Source organism: Sphingomonas sp. R86521 (assembly GCF_042466235.1).
GTDB lineage: Bacteria > Pseudomonadota > Alphaproteobacteria > Sphingomonadales > Sphingomonadaceae > Sphingomonas.
The window spans coordinates 2,328,254-2,354,607 of record NZ_JAXHBY010000001.1 but is presented as its reverse complement, the minus strand read 5'-3'; the positions used below and the strand labels follow the sequence as shown (position 1 = coordinate 2,354,607).

Below are 26,354 nucleotides of genomic sequence, written 5' to 3'. Positions count from 1 at the left end.
ATCGGTCGGACGACGAACTGGCGACGAATCAGGAGAATGGAATGCGGCTCGGTCTTGCACTGTCGGTGGCGGCGCTCGCCTTGGTGGGCGCCACCGTGCCCGAGCGTCCGTCGATCGCCGCGAGTCCCGCCACCGGCTGGGCGGGGTTCCGCGACGGCTTCATTGAAGGCTGGTTCAGGATCGACCCGGCAAACGCGGTGTATCAGGGTCGGCATGATTTCGACGGCGGTCTTGGCGACTGGAGCCCGGCGGGGCTGAAGGCGCAGGGCGATTTCCTGCGTACGGCGATCGCAAAGGCGAAGGGCTTCACCGCGCTGGCCGGCGCGGATGCGTTCGAGCGCGATTACCTGGTGAAGGTCGCGGAAGGAAAGCTGTTCTGGCTGGAGGACGCCGACCAGCCGCACACCAACCCGGCCTGGTATGTGAATGCCGGGCTCGACCCCAACGTCTATGTCGCGCGCAACTATGCGCCCGCGCCGGTGCGGCTGAAGGCGCTGACCGCGTTCCTGGAGAAGGTGCCGACCGCGGCGGCGAATATCCGTGCGAACCTGCGCACGCCGATGCCGCTCAGCTACATCAATTTCGGGACGGCGGCGTTCAACGGCTTCGGCGATTACTACACTGGGGACGCGAAGGCGGCGTTCGCGAGCGTGAAGGATCCGGCGGCGCAGAAGCGGTTCGATGTCGCCGCGGCGGCGGCGTCGAAGGCGATGAAGGGGCTGGGCGCTTGGCTGGAGGGCCAGCGCGGTACCGCCACGCAGGGGTTCGCGCTGGGGCCGGACCGGTTCTCGCGGATGATCCTGTCGACCGAGGGTGTCGATACGCCGCTGCCCGAACTGGAAGCGATCGGGCGTGCCGACCTGAAGCGCAACCAGACCGCGCTCGCCGAGGCCTGCGGCATCTATGCGCCGGGGGCGACGATCCCGGCCTGCATGGCCAAGATGAACGCCGACAAGCCTGCCGACGGTCCGGTGGCGGAGGCGCGCCGGCAGATCCCGGACCTGCGGAAATTCGTGATCGCGCATGATCTGGTGACGATCCCGGGGACCGAGACCGCGCTGGTCGAGGAAAGCCCGCCGTATAACCGGCAGAACTCGGCATACATCGATCCGCCGGGGCCGTTCGATAAGGGCGTGCCGTCGGTGTTCTACATCTCGCCGCCGGACCCCGCCTGGACCAAGGCGGTGCAGGACGCGTTCGTGCCGGGGCAGGACGATCTGCTGTTCACGTCGGTGCACGAGGTGATGCCCGGGCATTTCCTGCAGTTCCTGCATGCGAACCGCTCGCCGTCGCTTTTCGGGCGGCTGTTCGTCGGCTATGCCTATGCCGAGGGCTGGGCGCATTACGCGGAAGAGATGATGTGGGAGGCGGGGCTGTATGCCGGCCCCGGTCCGAACGGGGCGGAGACGCATGTCGGGCAGCTGTCAAATGCGCTGCTGCGCGACTGCCGGTTCCTGTCCGCGATCGGCCTGCATGCGCGCGGGATGACGCAGGAGCAGTCGTTCCGGATGTTCGTCGACCAATGTTATCAGGACGAGGGCAACGCCCGGCAGCAGGCGGCGCGGGGGACGTATGATCCGGCGTACCTGAACTACACGCTGGGCAAGCTGATGATCCGCAAGCTGCGCACCGACTGGACCGCGACGCGGGGCGGGCGGAAGGCGTGGAAGGCGTTCCACGACCAGTTCCTGAGCTTTGGCGGGCCGCCGATCCCGCTGGTGCGGCAGGCTATGATGGGAGAGGTGAAGGCGACCGCGGCGTTCTAGAGGCGAGCCTACCCCAAAATCCGTCATTCCCGCGGACGCGGGAACCCATACTGGCTGCCGTCGCGATTCAATTTCGGCGGCATAGGATATGGGTCCCCGCCTTCGCGGGGATGACGGCGTGGGTGGAAGGCTACCCTCGTCAGCGGACCGTGGTTTGGGCGGGCTGCATATCCTCCGCCTCTTCGGTCGCCGGGTTGCGGATCGAGGGGCGGAGGCGGGCGATGCTGCACAGGCCTGCGATCAGCGCGAGGCCGGCCGCGACCAGCGGCGGGGCCATGCCGGCGCCGATCCCCATAGCGAGCAACGCCGCGACCAGCGTCGCGCCGGTGGTCTGCCCGACCAGCCGCACTGTCGACACCAGCCCGCCCGCCGCAGCGGCCCGTTCGCGCGGGGCGCTGCCGATGATCAGGCGGGCGTTTGGCGGCATGAACATCCCGAAGCCCGATCCGCACAGCGCCATCCGCCAGGCGATGTCGAAATAGCTCGGGTCGGGGGGGATAAAGGCGATCAGCAACAGCGCGACGATCGAGATGGCCATGCCGACCCCGCCGAGGATCCCGGCGGGATAGCGATCCGACAGCCAGCCCGAGAGCGGGGCGACTACCATGTTGGTCAGCGGCCACGGCGCGATCGCCGCGCCGACCTCCGCGGCACCCCAGCCGAAGCTGTGCGTCAGGCGGAACGGCGTCGACAGCAGCAGCGTCATCGAAGCGATGAACGCGGTGTAGGCGCCGATCGCCGACAGCGCGAGCACGGGGCGGGCGAGCAGGTCGATCGGCAGGATCGGCTTGGTCTCGCCGCGTTCGCGCCGGACGAAATAATAGCCGATCAGCAGGCCGGTGAGCACGATCGCCGCGGACACCACCGGGCTGCTGCCGTGCACCGCGGTCTCCGCACCGCCGATCACCAGCCCGAACATCGCGGCGCACATCACCGCGCCGAGCACATCGAACTTCTCCTCGCGCGGGACCGGGTCGGGCAGCGCGCGGCCGAGCACGAGGCTGGCGATCGCGAACGGCACCGCGCTGGCGAACACCCAGGGCCAGGGCGCGATCGCCAGCACCAGGCCGCCGAGCGTCGGCGCCAGCGCGGCCGAGCTCGAGACCACGACCGAGTTGATCCCGAGCCCGCGGCCGAGCTGCTTGGTCGGATAGATCGACCGGATCAGCGCCGACGATACGCTGAGCGCGGCGGCGGCACCTAGCGCCTGTGCCGCGCGGACGACGAGCAGGAACGGTAGGCTCTTGGCAAAGAAGCAGAGCAGGGTGGCGACCGTGAAGATCAGCTGGCCGTACTGGTACATCCGCTTCAGCCCGATGCGGTCGCCTAGCCCCGAAAACGGCAGCAACGCCATCGCCAGGATCAGCTGGTAGACGGTGACGACGGTCACCACCGCGCTGCTGTCGACACTGAGGTCGCGCGCGATCGTCGGCAGCGCCACGGTCGCGATGCCGCCGTCGATGATCGTCAGCGCGGTACCCGCCGAGATCGCGGCGACCGCAAGGTAGCGGCGGGGTTTGGGGAGACCATCTTGCATTGCGGCACCTACTCCGTCACCCCGGACTTGTTCCGAGTGATGGTAAGGGGTTCGTATATGCGCATAATGTTGGTTTCGGCGATGGTAACGCTGCTTGCGAGCACCAGCGCGTTCGCGCAGACGCGGGCGATGCCCACGATCCTCCCCACCACCACCGCGCCGATGACCAAGGACGATCCCTATATCTGGCTCGAGGACAAGGACGGTGCGAAGCCGCTCGCCTGGGTCGAGGCCGAGAACGCCAAGACGCTACCACGGCTGCAGAACGATCCGCGCTACGCGACCTTCCATGCCGAAGCGCTGGCGATCGCATCGGCCAAGGACCGGATCCCGATGCCAGACCAGCGGTTCGGCCGGATCTACAATTTCTGGCGCGACGCGGAGCATCCGCATGGCCTGTGGCGCTGGACCAGCGAGGCGGACTATGCCGCCGCTTCGCCGAAATGGACGGTCGCGCTCGACCTCGATGCGCTCGGCAAGGCCGAGGGCAAGCAATGGGTGTGGAAGGGCGCAACCTGCCTTCAGCCTGAGGAGCGGCTGTGCCTGGTCGCGCTGTCGGAGGGCGGCGAGGATGCGGTGACGTACCGCGAATTTGACCTGTCGACCGGACAGTTCGTCGCGAACGGCTTCCTGCTGCCGAAGTCGAAGCAAAGCGCGACCTGGGTCGACAAGGACACGCTGTTGGTCGCGCGCGACTGGGGTCCGGGGACCACCACCGCGTCCAGCTATGCGTTCGTGATGAAGCAGCTGAAGCGCGGTCAGCCGCTGACCGCCGCGACCGAAGTGTACCGCGGCGCCGCGACCGATCAGGGCAGCACCGCTGCGGACGTGCTGACCGACGACAAGGGCAACCGGCTGGTCGTGATCCAGCGGCGGTCGACGTTCTTCGGGGCGGACAAGCTGCTTTGGACGCCGACCGGGATCAAGCCGCTGGCGCTACCGCAACGGACCTTCCCGGTCGCGCTGATCGACGGCCAGGTGATCTTTTCCACCAGCGAACCCTGGGGCAAGGTGCCGGCCGGCGCCATCGCATCGGTGCCGATCGCCGATGTCGAGCGCGGAACGATGACGCCGACGGTGATCTTCGCGCCGAACGCACGGCAGGCGGTCGACGGCGTCGCGGGGACGAAGTCGAAGCTCATCGCGGTGATCACCGACAATGTCCGCGGCCGCGCGATGGTGTTTTCACACGGCGTGACGGGGTGGACGTCGGCGCCGCTGGCGTTTCCCGACAATGCCTCGATCGACGTGGCGAGCAGCAGCGATCGCAGCGATCACGCGTATCTGACCGTCACCGGGTTCCTGACGCCGACCTCGCTGTGGACGCTGGATGCGGCAGGCGGCGCGCCGAAATCCATCAAGACGCTGCCGGCGAAGTTCGATGCATCCGCCGACGTCGTCGAGCAGTTCGAGGCGACGTCCACCGACGGTACCAAGATCCCGTATTTCGTGGTCCACAAGAAGGGCATCGCGCTCGACGGGACGACACCGACGATCATGACTGCCTATGGCGGGTTTGAGGTGTCGATGACCCCGACCTATTCGGGATCGACCGGCAAGCTGTGGCTGGAGCGTGGCGGCAGCTATGTGCTCGCCAATATCCGCGGCGGCGGCGAGTTCGGGCCGGCGTGGCACGATGCAGGGCGGAAAACCAAGCGGCAGGTTATCTACGACGATTTCGCCAGCGTCGCGAAGGACCTGTTCGCGCGGAAGCTGACCAGCCCCGCCAAGCTCGGCATCTATGGCGGGTCGAACGGCGGGCTGCTGATGGGCGTCGAGTTCAACCAGCATCCCGATTTGTGGAAGGCGGTGACGATCCAGGTGCCGCTGCTCGACATGATCCGTTACGAGGGGATAGCCGCAGGCGCGTCGTGGGTTGACGAATATGGATCGGTGTCGGTGCCTGCGGAAAAGGCGTTCCTCGAGACGATCTCGCCGTACCAGAACATCAAGAAGGGCGTCGCGTATCCCGAGCCGTACATCTGGACGACGACCAAGGACGACCGGGTCGGGCCGCAACATGCGCGTAAATTCGCGGCGCGGCTGAAGGAATACGGCCTGCCGTATCTGTTCTACGAGGACACAGCCGGCGGCCATTCGGGCGATGCGGACATCGCGCAGGGCGCGCGGTTGCAGGCGTTGCAGATGACGTATTTCGCGCAGAAACTGATGGGGCCGGCGCAGTAGTGCTGCCCGACAAACCTCCGTCATCCCGACGTTCGTCAGGATGACGGAGGGGGGTGGATCAGCGGCAGCGGACCTGGCTGTTGTTCTGGTCTACCGCCCGGCCGGCAAGTCCGCCGACCGCGGCGCCTAGAAGGGTGCCGACGGTGCGCGAGCGGCCGCCGTCGATGACGTTGCCGAGGATGCCGCCACCGGCCGCGCCGACGATCAGCCCGGTCGTTCCGTCGCCGCGCTTGCAGTAATATTTGCCGTCCTGGCCGGCATAGACGCGGTCGTCGTTGCCCAGCACGCGCTCGCGGTAGTTCGGACCGCTGCGATACTCGCGCGCGGGGTCGTAATTCCCCTCGTCGCGCTCATCGGCATAGCTCTGGTTGTCGTAGCGCGCATCGGGCGCCTGGCGGTACGGGCCGCTCGGTCCTTGGTTGCTCGATCCCTGATATCCGCCGCGTGCGGACCGGTAGCGATCGGCTTCCTGCCGGTAGAGCTGGTATTCGCGATCGAAACGGCTCTGCGCCTGTGCAAAGCGAGCGTCGTCCGCGGTGCTTTGGGCGATCGCGGGCGCGGCGGCGGCAAGGCAGGTCGCGGCGATCAGGGAGAGGGTGACGGGCAGGCGCATCGTTCGTCCTTTCACAGCGAAATGGGGGTGGCGGCATCATGCCATCGCCCCCGCCTCAAGTCAGCGGCAGATCTGAATACGGCGATGGTTGCGCCATTCGGTGCGGCAGCGCTGCTTGTACTGCCCATAATGATGGCCATTGTTGCCGCGACCCCGGTAGCGGCGGTCGTCGCGATGATCGCGGCGGTCGTCACGGCGATCGTTGCGATAGTCGCGACGGTCGTTGCCGCGGTGATCCTGGCTGTAGCCACGGTCGTAACGCTGCGCCTCTGCGGGGGCGGTGGCGCCGATGCTGAGCGTGGCGAAGGCCAGGCCGGCGGCGATCAGATGAGTGAACTTCATGGGCGTTCCTTTCGGTCCCGACGATCGGGGCTGTTGCCGGTGATACGGTTGTGATCCGACATCGTTCCTGAACGATGTTGTCGGCTTCCGTACATCTTCGGCGTCAGCCCTCGGGCGGGAGCTCGACCGTGTCGCCGGTCTGCAGGCCGTGCTTCAGCATCATCGGGACGTTGGCGAACGCGAAGACCAAGGTGATGATGATGCATCCCGGAAACTTGTAGAGCGTCCAGACGCGAAACGCGGTGTCGGGGTTCAACGCCGCGTCGCTCCACCGCCAGACGACTTCGTTGGCGATCGCCATCGCAATGAAGAAGAAGGCCCAGTTCCGCGTGAGCTTCGCCCAGCCTTCCGCGCTGAGCCCGGGATATGCGGCGCCCAGCAACTGTTCGAGGATCGGGCGCTTGGTCAGCAGGCCGAACACCAGCAGGCCAGCGAAAATGGTGTAGACGAAGGTCGGCTTCATCTTGATGAAGCGCGCGTCGGCGAAATAGATCGTCAACCCGCCGAACACGATGACCAGGATCCCCGATATCCAGAGCATCGGGGATACGCTGCCCAGCTTGATCTTCGACACCGCGATGGCGAGGATCGTCGCGACGATGAACGCTGCGCTCGCGACGATGACGCGGGCGATCAGCAAGGCCTCGACCCGCGTCCTGTCCTCTAGCGTTCGCGTGAAGATCGACACGAGCGCGCGCATCGGCTCCGCGGGGGCCAGGAACGTGATCGCGAAGAAGACCAGCAGCGGTCCATAGTCGATCGCCATGCGCAGGCCGGGAGAGGGGGCTTTGGTCACTTTCGAATTCCCTCGACGCCGGCGATGATCCGGCTGACCTCGTTCGCGTCGAACGGGCGCAGGTCGGTCATGCCTTCGCCGATTCCGATGGCGTGGATCGGCAGGCCGTATTTCTCCGCCGCAGCGACCAGCACGCCGCCGCGTGCGGTACCGTCGAGCTTGGTCATCACCAGCCCGGTGACGCCCGCGACTTCCTTGAACACCTCGATCTGCTGCAGCGCGTTCTGGCCGGTGGTCGCGTCGAGGACCAGGACGATGTCGTGCGGGCTGGCGGGGTTGATGCGGCCGAGCACGCGGCGGATCTTCGCCAGTTCGTCCATCAACTCGCGTTTGTTCTGCAGCCGCCCCGCGGTGTCGACGATCAGCACGTCGATGCCGGTCTCGGTCGCCTTCTTGACCGCGTCCCAGACCACGCCGGCAGCATCGCCGCCTTCGGGTCCGGTCACGATCGGCACACCGACGCGCTCGGCCCAAGTGCGCAACTGCCCGATCGCGGCGGCGCGGAACGTGTCGCCCGCGGCAAGCATCACGCCATAATCCTGCTCCATCAGCAGATGCGCGAGCTTTGCGATCGTGGTGGTCTTGCCGGAGCCGTTGACGCCGATCACCAGGATCACCTGTGGGCGGGGGAAGGCGGTGACTTCGAGCGGGACGGCGACGCGCGCGAGGACCTTCTCGACCTCTTCCGCGACGATGACGCGGATGCCGAGCTCCTCCATGTTGCGCTCGAACGAGCCCTCGGCGAGCCGGGTACGGATCCGGCCAGCGGTCTCGGGGCCGAGGTCCGACGCGATCAGCGCTTCCTCGATATCGTCGAGCGTTGCATCGTCGAGCCGCGCGCCGCCGAGGCCGGCCAGGTTGCCGACCAGACGGTCGGAGGTGCGCTTGAAGCCTCCGAGAAGCTTGTCGTGCCAGGTGGGGGTCGTGCTCATAGGGGCGTGCCTGTCAGATGGGTGGCGTTGGCGGCAGTTACGGTGACCGTGACGACATCGCCGACGGTCTGCCGTTCGCCTGGTCCGAGCGGAAGGCGGATGTCGGCGAAGTTCGGTGCATGGCCGCGGTCGCCCGGACTTTCGATCAGCACGCGTTGCGCCGTACCGACCAGGCTCTGCAGCCAAGTCTGGCGCGCGTCGGCGGCGGTGTCGCGCAGGAGTGCGGCGCGCTGGCGGCGGACCTCGGGCTCGACCTGCGGCATCCGCGCGGCCGGGGTGCCGGCGCGCGGCGAATAGGGAAAGATATGCGCGTGGACGATCGCGCAGTCTGCGATCAGCGCGCGGGTATTCGCCGCCATTGCCTCGGTCTCGGTCGGGAAGCCGGCGATCAGGTCGGCACCGATTGCGAGATCGGGCCGCGCGGTTTTCAGGCGAGAGACCAGCGCGACGCTGTCGGCGCGGCTATGGCGGCGCTTCATCCGCTTGAGGATCATGTCGTCGCCGGCCTGCAGGGAGAGGTGAACGTGCGGCATGATCCGCGGCTCGCCGGTCAGCAAATCGAACAGCCGGTCGTCGATCTCGATTCCGTCGAGTGACGACAGTCGCAGCCGTTCGAGCCGCGGGACACGCGCCAGGATGCGTTCGACCAGCTGCCCAAGCGTCGGACTGCCCGGCAGGTCGGGACCATAGCTGGTCAGGTCGACCCCGGTCAGGACGATCTCGCGGTGACCGGCATCGACCAGCCCGGCAATCCGATCGACCACCGCGCCTGCGGGAACGGATCGGCTCGGCCCCCGCCCGAACGGGATCGCGCAGAACGTGCAACGATGGTCGCAGCCGTTCTGCACCTCGACGAACGCGCGGGCATGCGCGGAGAAACTGGCGGCAAGGTGCGGTGCGGTCTCGCGGACCTGCATGATGTCGCTGACCACGACCGGGGCGGCGGTGCTCCATGCGGCGGGGGTCAGCTTGTCAGCATTGCCGATCACCCGGTCGACCTCGGGCATCGCGGCGAAGCTGGCGGGATCGATCTGCGCCGCGCATCCGGTAACGACGATCTGCGCATCGGGCCGGTCGCGCCTGGCGCGGCGGATCGCGACGCGGGTCGCCTTGACCGCAGCGTTGGTGACCGCACAGCTGTTGACCACCACCATATCCCGCCCGGCGACGAGCGTGCGGATGGTCTCGCTTTCGGCGATGTTGAGGCGGCAACCCAGGCTGATCACCGCCGGCGCGGGGGCGGACGACATGGCGAGCGATCTAGGGACGGCGCGGGGGGATGTCCATTGCGGCCGCGCTTAGCGCGCCAGCCGGATGACCGGCGGTTCGTCCGAACCGGATCCGACCGGATGCTGCGCCAGCAGACGCTTTTCCGCCAGCAGCCGCCGAACCTGCGCCGCACCAAGCGGTCGGCCATAGAGATAGCCCTGACCCTTGGCGCAACCGATCGCGCACAGCCGTTGCTCGACCGCGTCGTCCTCGATCCCCTCGGCGGTGATCGGCAGGTTCAGGCTGTCGCCGAGCCGGACGATGGTGTTGACGATCGCCGCGCTCTCCGCGTTGTCGAGGATCGACGCGACGAAGCTCTTGTCGATCTTGATCCGATCGAACGGCAGCGCGCGCAGATGCGCCAGGCTGGAATAGCCGGTCCCGAAATCGTCGAGCGCCAGCGCGATACCCTGGTTCTTGAGGCTGCCGACGATCGACTGCGCGAGCGCGAGATTCTCGAACAGCGCGCTCTCGGTGATCTCGATCTCCAGCCGGCTGGCGGGGAAGCCGGTCTCGACCAGCGTCTTGATGATTTTTTGCGCCAGCCAGGCGTCGCGCAGCTGGACCGGCGAGATGTTGACCGCCAGCGTGAGGCCCGGATCCCAGTCGCGCGCCGCGCTGAACGCCTGTCGCATCACCGACAGCGACAGTTCGCCGATCATCCCGGTATCCTCGGCGACCGGGATGAAGACGTCGGGTGAAACCAGGCCGCGGGTCGGGTGTTCCCAGCGTGCCAGCACCTCGAACCCGGTAATGCGGCCGCTGGCCAGATCGACCTGCTGTTCGAAGAACGGTACGATCTGGCCCTGCGGGATCGCAGTGCGCAGCCCGGTCTCGAGTTCGGCCCGCGCCTGGATCGACCGTTCCATCGCGCGGTCGAACCAGGCGTGGCGGTTGCGGCCCGCCGTCTTGGCGGCATGGAGTGCGATATCGGCGGTACGCAGCAGCGCGTCGATCGTGGTGCAGTCGGTGTCCGAGTGAGCGATGCCGATCGAGGCGCTGGCGTGGATCTCGACGCCGCACGGACGGAACGGCAGCGACAGGTCTGAGATCAGGCGTTCGGCAACGTGATCGACGGCGTCGCGGTGCTGCGCGTCGAATGCGAACGCGCAGGCGAATTCGTCCGCACCGAGCCGCGCGACCAGCGTGCTCGATGGTACCGCATGGCGGATCGTCTCGGCGATCAGCGCCAGCAGGGCGTCGCCGATCGCGTGGCCGTGCATGTCGTTGACCTGCTTGAACTGGTCCATGTCGATCGCGAGCAGCGCCATCGGCTTGCCGCGACGCTGGCTCGTCGCGAGCAAGTCGGCCGCTTCGTCGGCAAAGGTGCGGCGGTTGAGGAAACCGGTGAGTGAATCATGGCGCGCCAGGTGCCGGGCCTGTTCGCCCGCATCGGTAAGCACGGTCAGCGCCAGCGTCATAGCACGGTAGCGGAACCAGCCGAGCAGGATCAGCGCGACGTTCAGCAGCATCGCGATCAGCAGCGTTCGGTCGACCGCACCGCCTTCGCCGATCGTCCGCAGCACCTGCCACGCGACCGCGCCGCCGGTGCCGACGAACAGCAGCACCGCTGCGCCCGTCACCGCACCGGTCAGGAACTCACTGTCCAGCTTGGCGGGCCGGAACAACGCCGGCGGTCCTGTCATCGTTACGTCGCCCTTGAAACCGCTGATGCCGACAGGCTTCGCATGGCGGATGTGTAGGAGGCGTTAAGGGCCGTAAAGAATTCGATCCGGTTTCGTCGCCAGCTCGACGAACCGCGGGATAGACGCGGTGAGGCGAGAGGCGAGCCGGCTTGCAGTCGGGGGTAGGCAAGCCGACTTGCAGTCGTGCGGGTTTTCCCCTAGGCGACGCTCCAGTTCCGTTACGGAGCGCATTGGACGAGCATCCAAGGATGCACGCTGGCCGGCGAGGTTTCGCCCGCCGGCGCTTTTGCGTTTGGTGACACGAAGAGGGTTTTGGCTATGTTCGAGAGCTTGAGCGACCGGCTTGGCGGCGTCTTCGACCGCCTGCGTGGCCGTGGCGCGCTGACCGAGGCGGACGTCCGCGCTGCGATGCGCGAAGTGCGCGTCGCGCTGCTCGAAGCCGACGTTGCGCTGCCGGTCGCGCGCGCGTTCGTCGACAAGATCACCGAAACCGCGGTCGGCCAGAACGTGCTGCGTTCGATCACGCCGGGCCAGCAGGTCGTCAAGATCGTCAACGATGCGCTGGTCGAGATGCTCGGCGGCGGCGAGGGCGCGGCGACGTCCGAACTCGAACTCGGCGTTACCCCGCCTGCGGTGATCATGATGGTCGGGCTTCAGGGCTCGGGCAAGACGACGACGACCGCCAAGATCGCCAAGCGGCTGAGCGCCGGCCAGATGGGTCGCGACCGGAAAAAGGTGCTGATGGCGTCGCTCGACGTCAATCGCCCGAACGCGCAGGAGCAGCTGGCGACGCTCGGCACGCAGGTCGACGTCGCGACCTTGCCGATCGTCGCGGGGCAGCAGCCGGTCGACATCGCCCGGCGTGCTTTGCAGGCTGCCAAGCTGCAGGGCTTCGACGTACTGATGCTCGACACCGCGGGCCGCCTGCACGTCGATGCCGCGCTGATGGCCGAGATGCAGGCCGTCGCCGAGGTCGCGAATCCGGCCGAGATCCTGCTGGTAGTCGATTCGCTGACCGGGCAGGACGCGGTCAACGTCGCGCAGAACTTCAGCGACCAGGTTCCGCTGACCGGCATCGTGCTGACCCGCATGGACGGCGATGCGCGCGGCGGTGCGGCGCTGTCGATGCGCGCGGTTACCGGCAAGCCGATCAAGTTTGCCGGCACCGGCGAGAAGCTCGACGCGCTAGAGGCGTTCCATCCGGAGCGCGTCGCAGGGCGCATCCTCGGCATGGGCGACGTCGTCAGCCTGGTCGAGCGTGCCGCGGAATCGATCCAGGTCGAAGACGCCGAGCGCATGGCCGCCAAGATGGCCAAGGGTCAGTTCGACATGAACGACCTGCGCGCGCAGCTGGCGCAGATGCAGCGGATGGGCGGCCTCGGCGCGCTAGCCGGCATGATTCCCGGCATGAAGAAGGCGCAGAACGCCGTCGCCGGGGCAGGGGGCGACAAGGTCCTCGTTCACATGGACGCGATGATCGGGTCGATGACTCTAAAGGAGCGCAACAAGCCCGAGCTGATCAACGCCAAGCGCAAGATCCGGATCGCCAAGGGCTCGGGTACGACGGTGCAGGAGGTCAACAAGCTGCTGAAGATGCACCAGGAAATGGCCGGCGCCATGAAGAAGATCAAGAAGATGGGCGGCATGAAGGGCATGATGGCGATGCTCGGCAAGGGCGGCCTTGGCGGTGGTCTCGGCGGCATCGGCAACGCGATCGGTGGCCCGAAGATGGGCGACATGATGAACCAGGCAGGCGGCGGCCTTCCGGGTGGCCTTCCGGGGTTGGGCGGCGGCAAGATGCCGCAGATGCCCGCCGGGTTCGACGATTTTCTGAAGAAGAAATAACCGTCCTTGTCCGTCACCCCAGCGAAGGCTGGCGTCTCTCGCGGCAAGGGCACGACATCAACCACAGCACCCCAGCCTTTGCTGGGTTACGTATTTAGAAACTGAAGGAAAATATCATGGCAATCAGCATTCGCCTCACGCGCGGTGGCTCCAAGAAGCGTCCGTATTACAAGATCATCGTCGCCGATGCTCGCAGCCCGCGCGACGGCAAGTTCATCGAGAAGATCGGCAACTACAACCCGCTTCTCGCCAAGGACAACGACCAGCGCGTGCAGCTCGACGCCGAGCGTGCGAAGCATTGGCTGAGCGTCGGTGCGCAGCCGACCGACCGTGTCGCCCGCTTCCTCGATGCAGCCGGCATCCTCGAGCGTTCGGCGCGCAACAACCCGAACAAGGGCAAGCCCGGCGAGAAGGCCACCGAGCGCGCCGAAGAGCGTGCGACCAAGGAAGCCGCTGCCGCCGAGGCCGCTGCTGCCGCCAGCGCTGCTCCTGCAGCCGACGAGGCACCTGCCTCCGGCAGCAACGAAGAGACCGAGCAGGTCGTCGCTGCCGAGGTCGAGGACGCAACGTCCTCTTCGTAAGCACCCGATCGGGTCGTCATGCGTTCTTGGGGTTCAACTCAGGAGCGCATGATGACCCCACCAGATCCGAGAACCGCACCCGATGACGCAGACGCCGCAAAGACCGACGGACACGTCGAAGACGCGTCCAACAAAGGCGTCTCCGCACCGGACCCCGCCGAAGGGGCCGACGACCAGCCCGGCGCCGGCTCCGCCAAAGGCTGAGCGGGACCGGTCGTCGGTGACGCTGGCGGCCGTCGTCGGTGCACACGGCGTCGGCGGCGAGGTGCGGCTGAAGGTGTTTGCCGACAGCCTGGCCGATTACATCAGCTTCAACGGCGGTACGCTGACGTTGAAGTCGGCGCGCGTCGGCAGCAACGGCACCATCGCGCGCTTCGCCGAAGTCGCCGATCGCAATGCCGCAGAGGCGTTGCGCGGGACCGAACTGACGGTGCCGCGCGCGTCGCTGCCACTGCTCGACGAGGGCGAATATTATCACGCCGACATCCTCGGCCTTGCCGTCGTCTCCAGCGATGGTGATCCGGTAGGCCGGGTCGTCGCGATCGACGATTTCGGCGCCGGCGACGTGATCGAGATCGAACGCCCCGGCGAAGACGACAAGCCCGGCAAGCGCTTCATGGTCCCGATGCGCGCCGAGGCGGTTCCGGAATGGAACGCCGAACGGCTGGTTGTGGCGACTCACTTCATCGAGGTCTGAACCGCGGACCCCGTCATCCTGACGAAAGTCAGGACCCAGGGTACCGAGCGTTGCGCTTCGTAACCCTGGATCCCAGGTCAAGCCCGGGATGACGGAGGGTTAGTGCCTACCGCCTGAGCGGCGCCTGCTCTGCCAGCATGTTCCGGATCGTGGTCGCCGCAACCCCCGCTTCGCCCATCGCATGGCTGATCTGGTCGAGCCCCTTCACGACGTCACCCGCCGCGAACAGCCCCGGGATCGACGTCCGCTGGTGATCGTCTACCTCCAGGCACCCATCCTCCGACGCCCGCGCCCCCGCCGCAACGGCGAGCTTCGACCGGATTACCGATCCCAGCGCCGGATAGACACTGTCGAACCGCAGCCGCCCCGCCGCGGTATCGACCGCGAACTGACCGCCTTCGATCCCGAAACCGCCGCAAGGCCCATCGACGCGGGCAATCCCGGCATCGTCCAGCGCCGCCGCGCAACTCGGATCAAGATCGTGGACCTCGGGCGCGATCAGCGTCAGGTCCCGCGTATAGCCGCGCAGGAACAGCGCCTCGCGCATGCCATGGTCGCCGGTGCCGATCACTGCAACACGCTTGTCGGTCACCTCGTACGCGTCGCAGATCGGGCAATAGCGCAACAGTCCTTTGGCCAGGGCCGCGTCGTGCAGATCATCCGTCATCCCTGCAGGCCGGTTGTTGACGACCCCGGTGGCGAGCAGCACGCTGCGTGCCAGTAACCGGCGTCCATCGGCGACCACCGCGAACCCCGTGTCGAGCGGCTCGATCGCCTCGACCGTCACCGCCTCGCGCACAGCACCGTATTTCTCCGCCTGCGCCAGCATATCGGCAAGCAGGTCCTTCCCCGATATGCCCTCCGGATAGCCCGCATGGTTGCGCGTCAGCGGGATCAGCGCGGCGCGGCTGCTCCCACAATCGAGCAACCGGATCGAAAGGTGGAACCGCGCCAGATAGATCGCGGCGGTAAGCCCGGCCGGCCCGGCGCCAATGATAATGCAATCGTCCATCGCCGCCAAGCGCACACCGGTGCCGGTTGTTCCTTGTTGAGCCTCGGCAATCCGCGTATATACGCGGTGTAGATACGGAGGGCGCGATGGCCAAGGAATACCGTGCGAAGGTCTTCAAGTCGGGCAATTCCGTGGCGCTGCGACTTCCGAAGGCACTTGGCCTAAACGACGGCGACGAGATGTTGCTGCGCGAGGAGGCTGGAAAGTTCGCGTTCGAACCCGTGCCGGTCGCGCGCAAGAAGATCGACCTGACGGGCATTTACGGGTCGATTCCCGATATGAAGCTGCTCACCGACGAAGACCGGATCATGGAACCGCGCGATCTCGATTGGGACGGGGCGTTGCTGAACCGTGATTGAGCCGCGGTTTATGCTCGATTCCAATATTCTCATATACCTGTTGCAGGGTAGATCGGACCTGTTGCGGGACAGGGTCGAAGCCTGTGATCCGGGCGAACTCGTGACGTCGTCGATTGCCTACGCCGAAGTGATGCGCGGCGTTCCGGATGACGATGGGTCGAAATCGGGGGCGGCGCGGCGCTTGTTTGCCACCGTCGGGATAGAGGCGTTCGGCCCCGAGGCGGCGATCGCCTATCGCCGTGTTCCGTTTCGCCGGGGACGCTTCGATCGACTGATCGCAGGACATGCGCTCGCCGCCGGACTCGTTCTCGTCACGAACAACGAACGCGATTTTGCCGACGTCCGCGGCCTTCGCATCGAGAACTGGACGCTATGACCTTCGCCGCCACCATCCTGACGCTGTACCCGGAGATGTTCCCCGGTCCGCTAGGCACCTCGCTCGCCGGCCGCGCGCTGGGCGAGGGGCGGTGGTCCTGCGAACCCGTACAGATTCGCGACTACACCACCGACAAGCATCGCTCGGTCGACGACACGCCCGCGGGTGGCGGCGCAGGGATGGTCCTGCGCGCCGACGTCCTCGCCGCTGCCCTCGATGCGCAAGCACCGGGCAGGCCGGTCCTGGCGATGACGCCGCGCGGGACACCGCTGACCCAGCAGCGCGTCCGCGATCTTGCGGCGGGTCCCGGCGTCACCATCCTGTGCGGCCGCTTCGAGGGCTTCGACGAGCGCCTGTTCGAAGGCCGCGAGATCGAAGAAGTGTCGATCGGCGACTATATTCTGTCGGGTGGCGAGATGGGTGCGCTGGTGCTGCTGGATGCTTGCATTCGGCTGCTTCCCGGCGTAATGGGCGCGGCTTCCAGTGGGGATGACGAGAGCTTCGAAAGTGGTCTTCTCGAATACCCGCAATATACCCGACCGCAGATGTGGGAAGGGCGCACGATCCCCGAAGTGCTGCGATCGGGGGATCATGCGAGGATCGCCGCCTGGCGTAAAGCCAAGGCGGAGACCGATACACGGCTAAGGCGGCCGGACCTTTGGGAGCGTCATGAGGACGCTCGGGTCGGGTCGCCCTCTGGTGCGCAGCGTACGAGGACGAAGACATGAACCTGTTGCAGACCATCGAAGCCGAGAACATCGCGAAGTTCCTGGCCACCAAGACGATCCCCGATTTCCGTCCCGGCGATACGCTGAAGGTCGGTGTGAAGGTCGTCGAAGGCGAGCGCACCCGTATCCAGAACTACGAAGGCGTGTGCATCGCGCGTTCGAACAAGGGCATGGGCAGCAACTTCACCGTGCGGAAGATGAGCTTCGGCGAGGGCGTCGAGCGCGTCTTCCCGCTGTATTCGCCCAACGTCGATTCGATCGAAGTCGTCCGCAAGGGCGCCGTGCGTCGTGCAAAGCTGTATTACCTGCGTGGCCGCACCGGCAAGGCAGCGCGTATCGCCGAGCGTCGCGACACGCGTCCTGCAAAGGGCACTGCCGCCGCCGAGTAATCGGCCCAGGCATCGCACGCGAAAAGGGCGCGGGGACCAAGGTCTCCGCGCCCTTTTTTTCGTTTGTCTCGTTATCCCAGGCTCGTCCCGGCTTTTAGGGTCGCAGTCGCTGCCGTCCGAGGCGCCCGGCCTCCCAGGCGAGGGATGCGACGCCTCAGTGCCGGTGCTGCTGCCTCAGGCGGTACCGGCCATCCTCCAGTCCCGTGAACAGCCCGGCGATCGCAGGATGGTCGACCGGCTCGTCGCTGTCGTCGGGGACCAGGTTCTGCTGGCTGACATACGCGACGTAGCTCGACTCCCGGTTCTCGGCGAGCAGGTGATAGAAGGGCTGGTCCTTCTTCGGCCGGATCTGCTCGGGGATCGCCTCATACCATTCGTCGCTGTTCGCAAACACCGGGTCGACGTCGAAGATCACCCCCCGGAAATCGAACACGCGGTGGCGGACGATGTCGCCGATCGAGAAATCGGCATGCGATACGGGCGGCGCGGCGACGGCGGCGACGACGGGGGCGGCGGCAAGTTCGGGTATGTCGTGACGGGGCATGGCCACAATCTAATGGTTCTTTTGCAGCGCACAAGCAGAACGGGCGAAGAGGTGCTTGCGCCCGCCGAACCACTGCGTTAGAGGCGCCCCTCGACCGATCGACAGCGCTGTTTCGCAGCGTCCGATGACCTCGCGGAGAGGTGGCAGAGTGGTCGAATGTACCGCACTCGAAATGCGGCGTGCCCTCGCGGGTACCGTGGGTTCGAATCCCACCCTCTCCGCCACAATTCATTGTTATGACTAGGTATTATCCCTAGAGGGGCTCCTTGCCCACTGCGTTGCCCACTTTTGGTTTGGCTTTGGGCGCACGTGTACGGTCTGTGGCGGTCGGTTCGACCTGCGAGACGATTCGCTGTGGTAGAGCGATCGAATGAAACTGGCTGGCATTGGCTAGTACTCCGACGAAAGCATAATCGTCAGAACCCGCGTCGTGACGGCAGGGTCGGCAGGATCGGGTGATCCATAACGACGGTCGCGGTCGTAGTAGTCAATCTTCCAAAGCATGCGCTCGCCGACGACCTTCAAAGCGCTGAAATCATGCTCCCCATAGAGGTCGTTGTCGGCGTTGAAGCAGTCGAAATCCCGTGCCGCTGTGAGCGCTGCCTCAACGCCAGCTTGACCCATCGCCTGCACGCCAGCGGTGACGCAGATGACGCCTGCGCGTGCATAGCGCCGCAATCCATCGTTCAGTTCGCGGACTCGTCGACGTCGGTCTTCAATATCGCATGTCGCGCGGACGCACGTGTTCCGTTCGCTTCCAGTCATGGTCGCGTCTCCAAATCCGGTGGTGAGGGTAGGGCCTGTTATATGAGGCGGATCAGCTTGCGCTGGCCATCGCGGTCGCCTTCAATGTACCGCTGGGTCGTTGCCATGTCGCGATGGCCAACGAGTTCCTGAACGTCGCGGAGCGAGCCACCGCTCCTGGCGAGAAGCCGTGCCGATCGGGTGATGAACGTGCGTCGGCCAGAATGTGAGGAGCAGCCGTCAAAGCCGATTTCTGCGTAGGTCGTTGCGAACCAGTTCACGATGCTGCGCGCGGTCATGTGAGAGCCCCGTTCTGAACTGATGACCGGGCCGTCACACGGTTGCCCGTACGCTCGTCGGAGACGTGCCAGCGTTACCTTCAGGTCTGGATGTAAAGGGATGCGGCGCGGTTTGCCGTTTTTCGCGATGCTACCTGAAACGTGGATGATGTCCGAAAGTTGCCCGTTGGCGGAGAGGACCATCGACCAGGTGATTCCGGCGATCTCGCAGGCACGTAGGCCGGCCTTGAAGCTTAGTAACACAATTGCATGGTTGCGGTGCGCATGCCGGTGGGTGCCGACGTGACGTAATAGCACGCACAAGTCGGCGCTCCCCAGCGCCTTCGCCGACTGAGGCACCTACGGTCTCCAATGTTAATACGACACGGCGTTATTGTCAAAAAGCCCGGCGCGCCTGCAGATTAAGCGCCTGGGCTTGGACTGTCCTGGCCAGCCTTGTCAGCCCAACCGACTACCGCCGCTACTGCGCGGTGCGATCGAAGATTTCCTCGACACGCGGAATCTCCACGTCTTCTCGTTCTTCGGGAATACTCGTGTATCCCAAAGCCCCAGCGTCATTCGGGAACCGCCAACGCCGGATCCTGCATCGCCAGGTTTGCAGGTTGATCGCCTTGATTACGAGGCCCGCGTCAACGATCGCGCTGAAAACTCTATCATCTAGAGCGGCAGGCTGTTTCCTCGCCTAGCCGAGGTAAGCCGGATGTCGATGGTAGCGACCCGGGGCCTGCAACTCGTGGCGGCCGACGCGGACATTCCTGCACGATGAAAGAGCTTGATGGTATGAAGCGGCGTTATAGCGCGATCCTTTACGTCAGCTTTCCGTCACAAAGCGACACTCGAGTCAGCGAACAACCGAACGACCGCTAACGCCCAATAGCGGATGTTATCGCCGTCGTGCTATCGCGACCGACAATGGCAGATTCGTAATCGGAAAGACGATATGATCACATTTTTTGCGCTGCTGCTCGCGTCAGGACAGGCTTTAATCACTGCACCGGCTTTATCGCCAACGAGCGACCAATGCGGATACGGTCCAAAAATTCTCGATTTAGGTTTCGATGCCTTCGATCAAGATGCGACTGCTGGATGGCGTACGCTTTCGATGAAACCGGGTTGTGAAGAAGCTGCTGCGAACATGATTCGAGCTTATCGAATGAATTCGGAGTCCTATCTTCCGCTCCTATATTGGCATGAGGCTCAAATAAGGGCGGAGTTGGGCCATAACGCAGCGGCCATTCCCCTAATGCAAAAATCTCGCAGACTTGCTGACCAAGATAAGTTGGGATGGAATGCATATGTCGATGCGACCATCTCATTCCTTCAAAATGATCGGATATCGTTAACGGAAGCTCGCGATCGGCTTGCCTTATTACCAAAACCAAATATGTTCGATCCTAAAAGAAGTTGGCCTCCCAATATTGGTGTTGTCGATGGGCTGATTCGTTGTTTTGGAAAAACGTATAAGATTGCTTACGGACCGGCTTGTAGAAATCAAACGAAGTAGCGCGCACAGTTTTTTTGCTCCCTGAGCCCTACGGTCAATGTCCGCTTTCCACCAAAATCAGACGCCCGCGATATTTTGGCCCTAGTAGCTTCAATGCGAAGCCATCTCGCTACAGGATTCACCGATGGCGAAATTCGGTTCGAGTTACGATCGCCTCAAGGGTGATGAACCGCAATATCTTCTCAGGGGGCCAAGGACGCTGATCGCAGAACGCGACTATGCGTTCAGCCTCTATGCGGTGGATGTCGTGGTTTCGAACGGGATGAGCGGGCGGCACGTCCTTGCGGTCCCTGTCGCGATAAGCGCGGTTTCCGTCACCGTTGGGGTCATGTTGACAGAGGAGGACTCCCGGAAGGCCGATGCAGGCGATATCGACGCTATCGCGTCTCTCGCGAACGCAGTGCAGGGCGGGTTCCGTCGGTTCCGAACATTCCCGGCAAATGAGTTGGGCCGTTTCGCCCTGTAACGCCCGAGATTGGACGTTCCTATTGAAGCTAGGTAGGACGCGACGACAGGGGGAATGTGATGATGCTTGGACTGCTCGCTCTTGCTGCATCGTCGGTTTCCCCGTGTCCCGTAGAGCGCGCTCAATATGTGCTGCGGCACCATCCCCGTTGGACGGCTCATTATCGTCAGGTCGCCAGCGCGCCAGATTGGCCGAGCGACCTCGCGCTGGCGATCCACGATCAGAAGTCAGGAGAGACGTCGTGGTGGCTGCCATGGAACGGTGGAACCGATGGGCTTCAGAACATGGCTTCAACGGAGGATGTTACAGCGAAAGGGTGGCGAGCACCTGATCCGGACGGAGGTCCTTGCCCACAGGGCAACAGGCATTACATCGGTTTCGACGCCGCCTACGACTTAATCGAGAGCGTTCCACACAGAGGCGACCCTGCACCAGCTCACATGCTTTTCCCGAACTCGGCAGGCGCAGGGGACAAAACGTTCGGCTAGAAGGCCTTCTTCGACTTAGTGGGTTGCTCTGGGAATGACCGCTAGCCACCAGGTCGCGACGTTCGGAACCGCGGACGATGGTGGAAAGCGGACGTTTCGGACCCAAAAGAAGACGGCTCCTGCATGGCGTTTGCATCTGGTCCGGTTAAGCTGCTCTGATGGACACCACACCGCCGCCCTCTCGCATCCGCAAACGGACTCGCGGCCTAACGCGCGCGGCGGTCTTGATCCTCGCTGCCATAGGGCTCTGCTGGCTTGTCGGCGGGCCAATGTTGCGATTGCTTCTCACGCCAGCCTATGACCGGCAGGTCACCAAGCGCGCTTACTCCTCCGACCGTGCGGCACTGTCCGAAGTGGAAGTAACCAAAGGGGGTTTTGGCACTGTTTGGACTACTCGTGTCTACCTTCAACCTGTTGGTCAGGAGGGTTGGACCGTATATCAGACCAAAGACAGCGACTTCACTCCATCGATGAGATGGGAGGGCAACGACACGCTCGTTATCGGACTGCCCTGTGAAAGGTTCGATCATCTTTCTAACCCTGAAGATTGGCCGCGCAGCAAGCCGGCTGAGCGTCGGCTCAAAGTTCGCTTCGAATACCTTCGCGATTGCGAAGCCTCCGCTACGGGCACCGTGCAACATCCGCTTTGATGCCACCGATGTACTGCGATAATGTCCGCAAGTGGGCGCAAGCGGACCATCGTTCTCGCCCAGCGGCGTTCGTCGTTTCTTGGGGCGGCCGTTAGAGTTAAGACAGACAAGCCAGCTCTCATAATGGACAAGGGCCTTGCCGAAGAGCAGGATCGTGCCGCGTTTAGGAGGGGAGCGGTCTTGCATGCGGACAAGTGCGATCGCGATCTCGATGCTACTGTTATCGACGGTCGCTTCCAGCGCTCAAGACCTGGTCGCGGACCAGGACATCGTCGTGATCGGGCAACGCATGCGGCTGGTCACGCTCGACTACGCGCTGAATGGCCCGCATCTCCGTCGCTGCGATATCCTGGTGTCCAGCGGGAACACGCGCGTGGATGGGATCATGTGCGCCGTGCTGCGGCGGTGCATAACGGCAGGGTATCGCGAGCCGCTGGCCGCCAAGCGCTGTATGAACGCGAGCATCGACCTGTTCGTATCGGGAAAGCGCCGCCCCCCGGAGCCTGATCCGATCGGCGCAACCGTGCCACCACCGCGGTCTCCCACGCTAGCGCCCAAAACGGCCTACACTACGCCCGCAACGCAGCCGAGCGCTGAACCCAACATCGTTGTCGAAGGCAACAGGCAGATGCCAACCGGCGGCCAGTGGCGGTTCACGAAGCTGGAAAGCGCCGGGAACGGGCATCTTACGCAACTTCGATGGGGGCGCTGCATTCCCGAAGGAGGGCTGGAGAGGATGGTGCGCTTGATGTTGAACGGCGAGGAAACGCGTAATTCCGATGGTCGGTGTGGACCGATGAAGCTCAGCTTCAAAATCGGCAGCGTTAAAGGTGAGCGGACATGCCTTTCCTCCGGGTCGCGTATGAAGACCTTGGTTCGTGGTTCTTTCAGTCGTGACAGGGTGCTCGCCGATGAGACGACATACTTGGTAGCTTCGCTGAGACAGCATCAGGATGATGAGGTCAGGGTGCCGGAAAATGACAGTGTCGCCAAAATGTACGGCGAACGAATAGGGGAGTGCTCGGCATCCGACCTGATGTCTGAAAGTGGGCGTTAGCGGACCTTCGCCGATCCGGGGCACTGAATGTCACATTGTCGTGGAAGCGGAGGTTCGTGTATCTTGGATGAGATACAACCAGATCGGAGTGTCAACTATGCTTTTGCTTATGATCGCAGCTGTTAGTTCGCCTGCTTTATCTAAGTGCGCGCTTCCCTTTGAAATTGTCGGCAACGAGGCGGCTGCGAAGGCTATCGCCCAAGTCGTCCTTGCATCGGCACCGCCCCCAGCGCCATCTAAGGATATACGCGGGTACGATTTGCACGTCGAATATCTTCGCGAACGCAATAGCTGGATCGTGTATCAGAGCCCCATCCCTACCGTCGAAGGTGTCCGATTTTTAGGCGGTGGCGGGCTTGGTATGGAAATCGCCGCTTGCGACGGCGCCGTATCCGACATCAATCGTCAGAGGTGAAACGTCCGCAACTGGGCGCTTCCGGTCCATCCGGTTGTGGCGTCCATTTCCCCGGCCGCGAGCAGGAAGCTTGGGGATCGGTTGACGGGCGGGATTCGGTAAGCGCTCGTGATCGTGCGACAGGGCAGAGAGAGGCATGGCGCGTCGAACAAACAAAATTTTGGATCGTTACCAGATGCCCCCTCTCGATCCGGAAACTCTCCGCAAAGTCGCCATTGTGGCTCTTGGCAGGGCCGAGGCCAGCCGAACTGAATGACCTTCGACGGGATGGCTCGCGGGGGCGCTCAGCGTGTCCTGCGGAAGATAGCCAATGACTTGGAGGCTGCTGCGGTTCTTGCAGAGCGCCAGATTGAAGATGAAGAGACCCCGGTCGAGTTCATCAAAATTGCTGAAGAAAAGTGGCGCTCCAACGACGGGCAACTCGAACTTCGCCGCAGGCGCTTCCGTCAGGGTACGGATATCGACCTTTACTTGGATGGCTGCCATATCAAGAAGTTCTATACGGACGGAGAGATCGGCGCGGGCCTAGGCGGCCCCGAGACGGTCCACGTTTTAAACATCTTTCCAGAACAGGCGCGGACCGAGGTGGGAGCGACCACGTACGGCCCGATTTTGCGGGCGTACGTTCGCGCAGCCGAGCCCGCGTATCATGGTCGCCCTCAAACGGTCGAGTTCGATCCGCGCCGGGCCGCTCGCCTCGACGGCTCCCACGGCACTTAACGCTAACGCCTTCACTCCCCCGTTACGTACGCTGGACCCATCTACGTCCGCTACTGGGCGTTAGCGGACGTTCCGTCGATCGCTGGCCTGAATGTCGCATTGTGGTGGAAAGCGGCCAAAGTAAAGATCGCGCAATTCACATGTTGGGAACGCGCGGGACCCAATAAAAACGCCTTCAGCCAGCGCATAGATCACCGGAAAACCCCTCCCTGGCGTAGCCCGAAAGATCGTTGCAACACCATCACCGTCACGCTGCCGGGTTAACGCTAAGCTATTGCTTCCCCGAACGATCCCACCGTACTCACACCATTTAAACCAAGCGTCCTCGTTCAGGTATGATCTAATGAACCGTCGCACCAGTACGTTACGATCATCAATGAAGTTGGTGCTGTTATACTCGCCACCCAAGTCAGCAATCCCTCCCCCAGCGGTGAAAATTCGCATCACTTCCCACCGAACCTGTTTCGGTAGATCTTTTAAAGAAGAAACCTCTCTTGATGGCTTGGTGAAAATGCACCCCGATGCTTCAAATGGCTTCGGAAAGTGCCGCTCCTTCCATGCCTCAGTTTTGACTGGTGGAGACTGAGCCAGAGTCAACAGCAGCGCCGTGAACAGCATTCCACTTCTCCGCTTCCATCGTCCATATAGGAACTAAAAAGTCTCTGCTAGTAGGCGTTACCGGACGTTTGCCTTATGGCCGCCGGCATGTCGCATCGTGGTGGAAATTAGCCGATTCACTCAGTCTGAATTGTCAGGGATCGACAAGCTTAAGGGAGCATGGAGCAAGCACGATCGGGGGTAAAAACGTTAGTACGGCTACCGATAATAGGGCGACTCTCAACCAATTAGGCAGTGCCTGACTGTCATCGCCCAAATCTAGGCTCGACTTTTTCCAGACGCACATATGAAAGTTAAATGCCAGAATATCGCGCCAATGAAGACCACCATTATTGATCCGAGCGCAAGAATGACTATATATTTTCTGATGCCACACTGGTCCGGAGTTCGAGCCGCCAAAATTATAATCGCTAGGGTTAAACCGGCGGTGCCAGTTTAAAAAAACCGAGCAAGGGGCGGTGTTGCTTCGTTCATCACAGCTCCGGTATCTACAGTCAGCTTCTTAACGAGGATGTTCGATCCGCATACTCACGGCCGGTGAACGTTCAAGATTAGCAACAGCGGTCATTCGCCGAGATCGGCTCGCGAACGTCCGGCTGGGCGGGAAGTTGCCGTTGACAAATGCCCTAGAGGCCCGATTATGTTTCATGGATAACATAGTAACACCGGTGATGCTTGCGTTTTTTGTGGCGATAAGCGCCCTAGCACTGGGCAGCGCCGCGCTCGTATGGTGGCGACATCGCTACTCGCCATCATTGCAGACGGCACTGTCAAACCAAATGCGCCGATAGTTAGGGAGGGGCGGGTAGGCATGGCGGATGCCGCGTTCCCGTAAACCTGCCACCCCGTTTCGCTACTTCAACTCGTCGCCGGATGTGATCCGGCTGGTCGTGATGATGTATGTCCGCTTCCTGCTATCGCTGCGCAACGTCGAAGATCTGCTCTTCGAGCGCGATATCGACGTCAGCCATGAGACAGTACGTCTGTGGTGGAACCGGTTCGGCCCGCTGTTTGCGGGCAAGATTCGTCGGCAGAGGGTTTCGAGCATGCGCGGGTGTCGCCATTGGCAGTGGCACCTGGACGAGATGTACGTGAAGATCGGTGGCGAGATGCGCTACCTGTGGCGTGCCGTCGATCACGAGGGCGAAGTGCTCGAGTCCTTTGTGACCACAACCCGGGACAAGGCGGCCGCTCTCAGTTTCATGCGGAAAGCGCTAAAGCGGCACGGAAGCTTTGCGATCATCACCACTGACGGGCTTCGGTCCTACAAGGCCGCGATGAACGAACTGGGCAATGCCGAGCGGCAAGAAATTGGTCGCTGGGCCAACAACCGGGTCGAGAACTCTCACCTGCCATTCCGACGACGAGAGCGTGCGATGTCGCGCTTCCGGCAGATGAAAACCCTGCAAAAGTTTGCCTCGGTCCATGCCGGCTTCCACAACCACTTCAGCCTTGAACGCCATCTCGTTGATCGGACCACCTACAAGGAACGACGCTGTACCGCCATGGCAGAGTGGCGGTGCCTCGCAAGCTGAAAACCATGCCCGCTGCGATAGCTCCGTCCAGCAGAGACGAGTTCGACTTTGGTTGACACCTCCGCTCGCGGCGATCACGCGCTCGGACTCGATACGATAGACCTGATGGGCTTCTTGTTGGGCCGCTTCGTTGCCCAGGTATGATCCTAAAGCGCCCCGGCTTGTTCCCCGGTCGATCCTCACCGGTACCGTGCCGGCGGCGGCACCGGCATCGAGAGGATCGGCTCGGTATCCTGGCC

General features: G+C 63.6%; 29 protein-coding genes and 1 tRNA gene. 18 read left to right on the top strand and 12 right to left on the bottom strand.

The features are described from left to right. The first annotated feature begins 41 nt into the window (after nt 1–41). Complete coding sequence (locus tag SJY20_RS10920; RefSeq protein ID WP_380788662.1) at nt 42–1,766, top strand: DUF885 domain-containing protein; 1,725 nt, start codon at nt 42–44, stop codon at nt 1,764–1,766. 139 nt (nt 1,767–1,905) lie between these two features. On the opposite strand, the gene SJY20_RS10915 is transcribed toward SJY20_RS10920, so the two are convergent. Next, on the bottom strand, nt 1,906–3,303 hold the full coding sequence (locus SJY20_RS10915) for an MFS transporter (protein WP_380786933.1): 1,398 nt from the start codon (nt 3,301–3,303) through the stop codon (nt 1,906–1,908). Between the two features lie 57 nt (nt 3,304–3,360). Between SJY20_RS10915 and SJY20_RS10910 the strand changes: the two genes are divergently transcribed. Then, nucleotides 3,361–5,490, top strand: coding sequence for a prolyl oligopeptidase family protein (locus tag SJY20_RS10910; protein WP_380786932.1), 2,130 nt, complete (start codon nt 3,361–3,363; stop codon nt 5,488–5,490). A gap of 58 nt (nt 5,491–5,548) precedes the next feature. Here SJY20_RS10910 and SJY20_RS10905 read toward each other — a convergent pair whose 3' ends face one another. The 6 genes from SJY20_RS10905 to SJY20_RS10880 form a co-directional block, all read right to left on the bottom strand. Beyond that, the gene (locus SJY20_RS10905) at nt 5,549–6,103 is read right to left on the bottom strand and encodes a glycine zipper 2TM domain-containing protein (protein WP_380786930.1); all 555 of its coding nucleotides are present in this window, start codon (nt 6,101–6,103) and stop codon (nt 5,549–5,551) included. Between the two features lie 60 nt (nt 6,104–6,163). Continuing rightward, entirely contained in the window at nt 6,164–6,445 is a 282-nt protein-coding gene (locus SJY20_RS10900; RefSeq protein ID WP_380786928.1) for a hypothetical protein, read from the bottom strand. Nucleotides 6,446–6,548: 103 nt separating this feature from the next. Further along, nucleotides 6,549–7,241 carry an inner membrane-spanning protein YciB gene (locus SJY20_RS10895; RefSeq protein WP_380786926.1) on the bottom strand — a complete coding sequence of 231 codons (693 nt, stop codon included), beginning with the start codon at nt 7,239–7,241 and terminating at the stop codon, nt 6,549–6,551. Continuing rightward, entirely contained in the window at nt 7,238–8,173 is a 936-nt protein-coding gene (gene ftsY, locus SJY20_RS10890) for a signal recognition particle-docking protein FtsY (protein WP_380786924.1), read from the bottom strand. The genes SJY20_RS10895 and ftsY overlap by 4 nt, the downstream gene beginning before the upstream one ends. Continuing rightward, nucleotides 8,170–9,423 (bottom strand): tRNA (N(6)-L-threonylcarbamoyladenosine(37)-C(2))-methylthiotransferase MtaB, encoded by a 1,254-nt coding sequence (gene mtaB / locus SJY20_RS10885; RefSeq protein ID WP_380786922.1) that lies wholly within the window; start codon nt 9,421–9,423, stop codon nt 8,170–8,172. The genes ftsY and mtaB overlap by 4 nt, the downstream gene beginning before the upstream one ends. Nucleotides 9,424–9,471: 48 nt before the next feature. Continuing rightward, complete coding sequence (locus SJY20_RS10880; RefSeq protein ID WP_380786920.1) at nt 9,472–11,088, bottom strand: putative bifunctional diguanylate cyclase/phosphodiesterase; 1,617 nt, start codon at nt 11,086–11,088, stop codon at nt 9,472–9,474. A gap of 318 nt (nt 11,089–11,406) precedes the next feature. Here SJY20_RS10880 and ffh point away from each other — a divergent pair, with 318 nt between their 5' ends. The 4 genes from ffh (at nt 11,407) to rimM (ending at nt 14,211) form a co-directional block, all read left to right on the top strand. Beyond that, on the top strand, nt 11,407–12,933 hold the full coding sequence (gene ffh / locus SJY20_RS10875; RefSeq protein WP_380786919.1) for a signal recognition particle protein: 1,527 nt from the start codon (nt 11,407–11,409) through the stop codon (nt 12,931–12,933). Nucleotides 12,934–13,049: 116 nt separating this feature from the next. After that, on the top strand, nt 13,050–13,514 hold the full coding sequence (gene rpsP, locus SJY20_RS10870; protein ID WP_380786917.1) for a 30S ribosomal protein S16: 465 nt from the start codon (nt 13,050–13,052) through the stop codon (nt 13,512–13,514). A gap of 51 nt (nt 13,515–13,565) precedes the next feature. Then, nucleotides 13,566–13,718 (top strand): hypothetical protein, encoded by a 153-nt coding sequence (locus SJY20_RS10865; RefSeq protein WP_380786916.1) that lies wholly within the window; start codon nt 13,566–13,568, stop codon nt 13,716–13,718. Between the two features lie 16 nt (nt 13,719–13,734). After that, on the top strand, nt 13,735–14,211 hold the full coding sequence (gene rimM, locus SJY20_RS10860; protein WP_380786915.1) for a ribosome maturation factor RimM: 477 nt from the start codon (nt 13,735–13,737) through the stop codon (nt 14,209–14,211). 106 nt (nt 14,212–14,317) lie between these two features. Here rimM and SJY20_RS10855 read toward each other — a convergent pair whose 3' ends face one another. Beyond that, on the bottom strand, nt 14,318–15,223 hold the full coding sequence (locus SJY20_RS10855) for an NAD(P)/FAD-dependent oxidoreductase (RefSeq protein ID WP_380788660.1): 906 nt from the start codon (nt 15,221–15,223) through the stop codon (nt 14,318–14,320). 86 nt (nt 15,224–15,309) lie between these two features. Between SJY20_RS10855 and SJY20_RS10850 the strand changes: the two genes are divergently transcribed. From SJY20_RS10850 to rplS, 4 genes are read left to right on the top strand one after another with little or no spacing between them, the layout of a single operon-like run. Next, nucleotides 15,310–15,582 carry an AbrB/MazE/SpoVT family DNA-binding domain-containing protein gene (locus SJY20_RS10850; protein WP_380786913.1) on the top strand — a complete coding sequence of 91 codons (273 nt, stop codon included), beginning with the start codon at nt 15,310–15,312 and terminating at the stop codon, nt 15,580–15,582. A 10-nt stretch (nt 15,583–15,592) separates the two neighbouring features. Continuing rightward, entirely contained in the window at nt 15,593–15,958 is a 366-nt protein-coding gene (locus tag SJY20_RS10845) for a type II toxin-antitoxin system VapC family toxin (protein ID WP_380786911.1), read from the top strand. Next, on the top strand, nt 15,955–16,686 hold the full coding sequence (gene trmD / locus SJY20_RS10840) for a tRNA (guanosine(37)-N1)-methyltransferase TrmD (protein ID WP_380786909.1): 732 nt from the start codon (nt 15,955–15,957) through the stop codon (nt 16,684–16,686). The genes SJY20_RS10845 and trmD overlap by 4 nt, the downstream gene beginning before the upstream one ends. Then, nucleotides 16,683–17,075 (top strand): 50S ribosomal protein L19, encoded by a 393-nt coding sequence (rplS, locus tag SJY20_RS10835; RefSeq protein ID WP_380786908.1) that lies wholly within the window; start codon nt 16,683–16,685, stop codon nt 17,073–17,075. The genes trmD and rplS overlap by 4 nt, the downstream gene beginning before the upstream one ends. Nucleotides 17,076–17,229: 154 nt before the next feature. Here the strand turns inward: rplS and hspQ are convergent, their stop codons facing one another. After that, nucleotides 17,230–17,619 (bottom strand): heat shock protein HspQ, encoded by a 390-nt coding sequence (hspQ, locus tag SJY20_RS10830; RefSeq protein ID WP_380786906.1) that lies wholly within the window; start codon nt 17,617–17,619, stop codon nt 17,230–17,232. Nucleotides 17,620–17,753: 134 nt separating this feature from the next. Here hspQ and SJY20_RS10825 point away from each other — a divergent pair. Then, nucleotides 17,754–17,843 (top strand) — tRNA-Ser (locus SJY20_RS10825). Between the two features lie 166 nt (nt 17,844–18,009). On the opposite strand, the gene SJY20_RS10820 is transcribed toward SJY20_RS10825, so the two are convergent. Next, entirely contained in the window at nt 18,010–18,384 is a 375-nt protein-coding gene (locus SJY20_RS10820; protein ID WP_380786903.1) for a DUF3768 domain-containing protein, read from the bottom strand. Nucleotides 18,385–18,422: 38 nt separating this feature from the next. Next, nucleotides 18,423–19,001 carry a tyrosine-type recombinase/integrase gene (locus SJY20_RS10815; RefSeq protein WP_380786902.1) on the bottom strand — a complete coding sequence of 193 codons (579 nt, stop codon included), beginning with the start codon at nt 18,999–19,001 and terminating at the stop codon, nt 18,423–18,425. 601 nt (nt 19,002–19,602) lie between these two features. On the opposite strand from SJY20_RS10815, the gene SJY20_RS10810 reads away from it, so the two are divergent. From SJY20_RS10810 to SJY20_RS10785, 6 genes are all read left to right on the top strand, one after another. Beyond that, entirely contained in the window at nt 19,603–20,166 is a 564-nt protein-coding gene (locus tag SJY20_RS10810; RefSeq protein WP_380786901.1) for a hypothetical protein, read from the top strand. Between the two features lie 124 nt (nt 20,167–20,290). After that, complete coding sequence (locus tag SJY20_RS10805) at nt 20,291–20,632, top strand: hypothetical protein (RefSeq protein ID WP_380786899.1); 342 nt, start codon at nt 20,291–20,293, stop codon at nt 20,630–20,632. A gap of 646 nt (nt 20,633–21,278) precedes the next feature. Continuing rightward, entirely contained in the window at nt 21,279–21,770 is a 492-nt protein-coding gene (locus SJY20_RS10800; protein ID WP_380786898.1) for a hypothetical protein, read from the top strand. Between the two features lie 184 nt (nt 21,771–21,954). After that, complete coding sequence (locus SJY20_RS10795) at nt 21,955–22,827, top strand: hypothetical protein (RefSeq protein WP_380786897.1); 873 nt, start codon at nt 21,955–21,957, stop codon at nt 22,825–22,827. A 109-nt stretch (nt 22,828–22,936) separates the two neighbouring features. Beyond that, on the top strand, nt 22,937–23,242 hold the full coding sequence (locus tag SJY20_RS10790; RefSeq protein ID WP_380786895.1) for a hypothetical protein: 306 nt from the start codon (nt 22,937–22,939) through the stop codon (nt 23,240–23,242). A 252-nt stretch (nt 23,243–23,494) separates the two neighbouring features. After that, complete coding sequence (locus SJY20_RS10785; RefSeq protein WP_380786893.1) at nt 23,495–23,962, top strand: hypothetical protein; 468 nt, start codon at nt 23,495–23,497, stop codon at nt 23,960–23,962. 60 nt (nt 23,963–24,022) lie between these two features. On the opposite strand, the gene SJY20_RS10780 is transcribed toward SJY20_RS10785, so the two are convergent. Further along, nucleotides 24,023–24,580, bottom strand: coding sequence for a hypothetical protein (locus tag SJY20_RS10780; protein WP_380786891.1), 558 nt, complete (start codon nt 24,578–24,580; stop codon nt 24,023–24,025). 818 nt (nt 24,581–25,398) lie between these two features. Between SJY20_RS10780 and SJY20_RS10775 the strand changes: the two genes are divergently transcribed. Then, nucleotides 25,399–26,115, top strand: a complete 717-nt coding sequence (locus SJY20_RS10775; protein WP_380786890.1) for an IS6 family transposase — start codon at nt 25,399–25,401, stop codon at nt 26,113–26,115. Nucleotides 26,116–26,354: the final 239 nt, after the last annotated feature.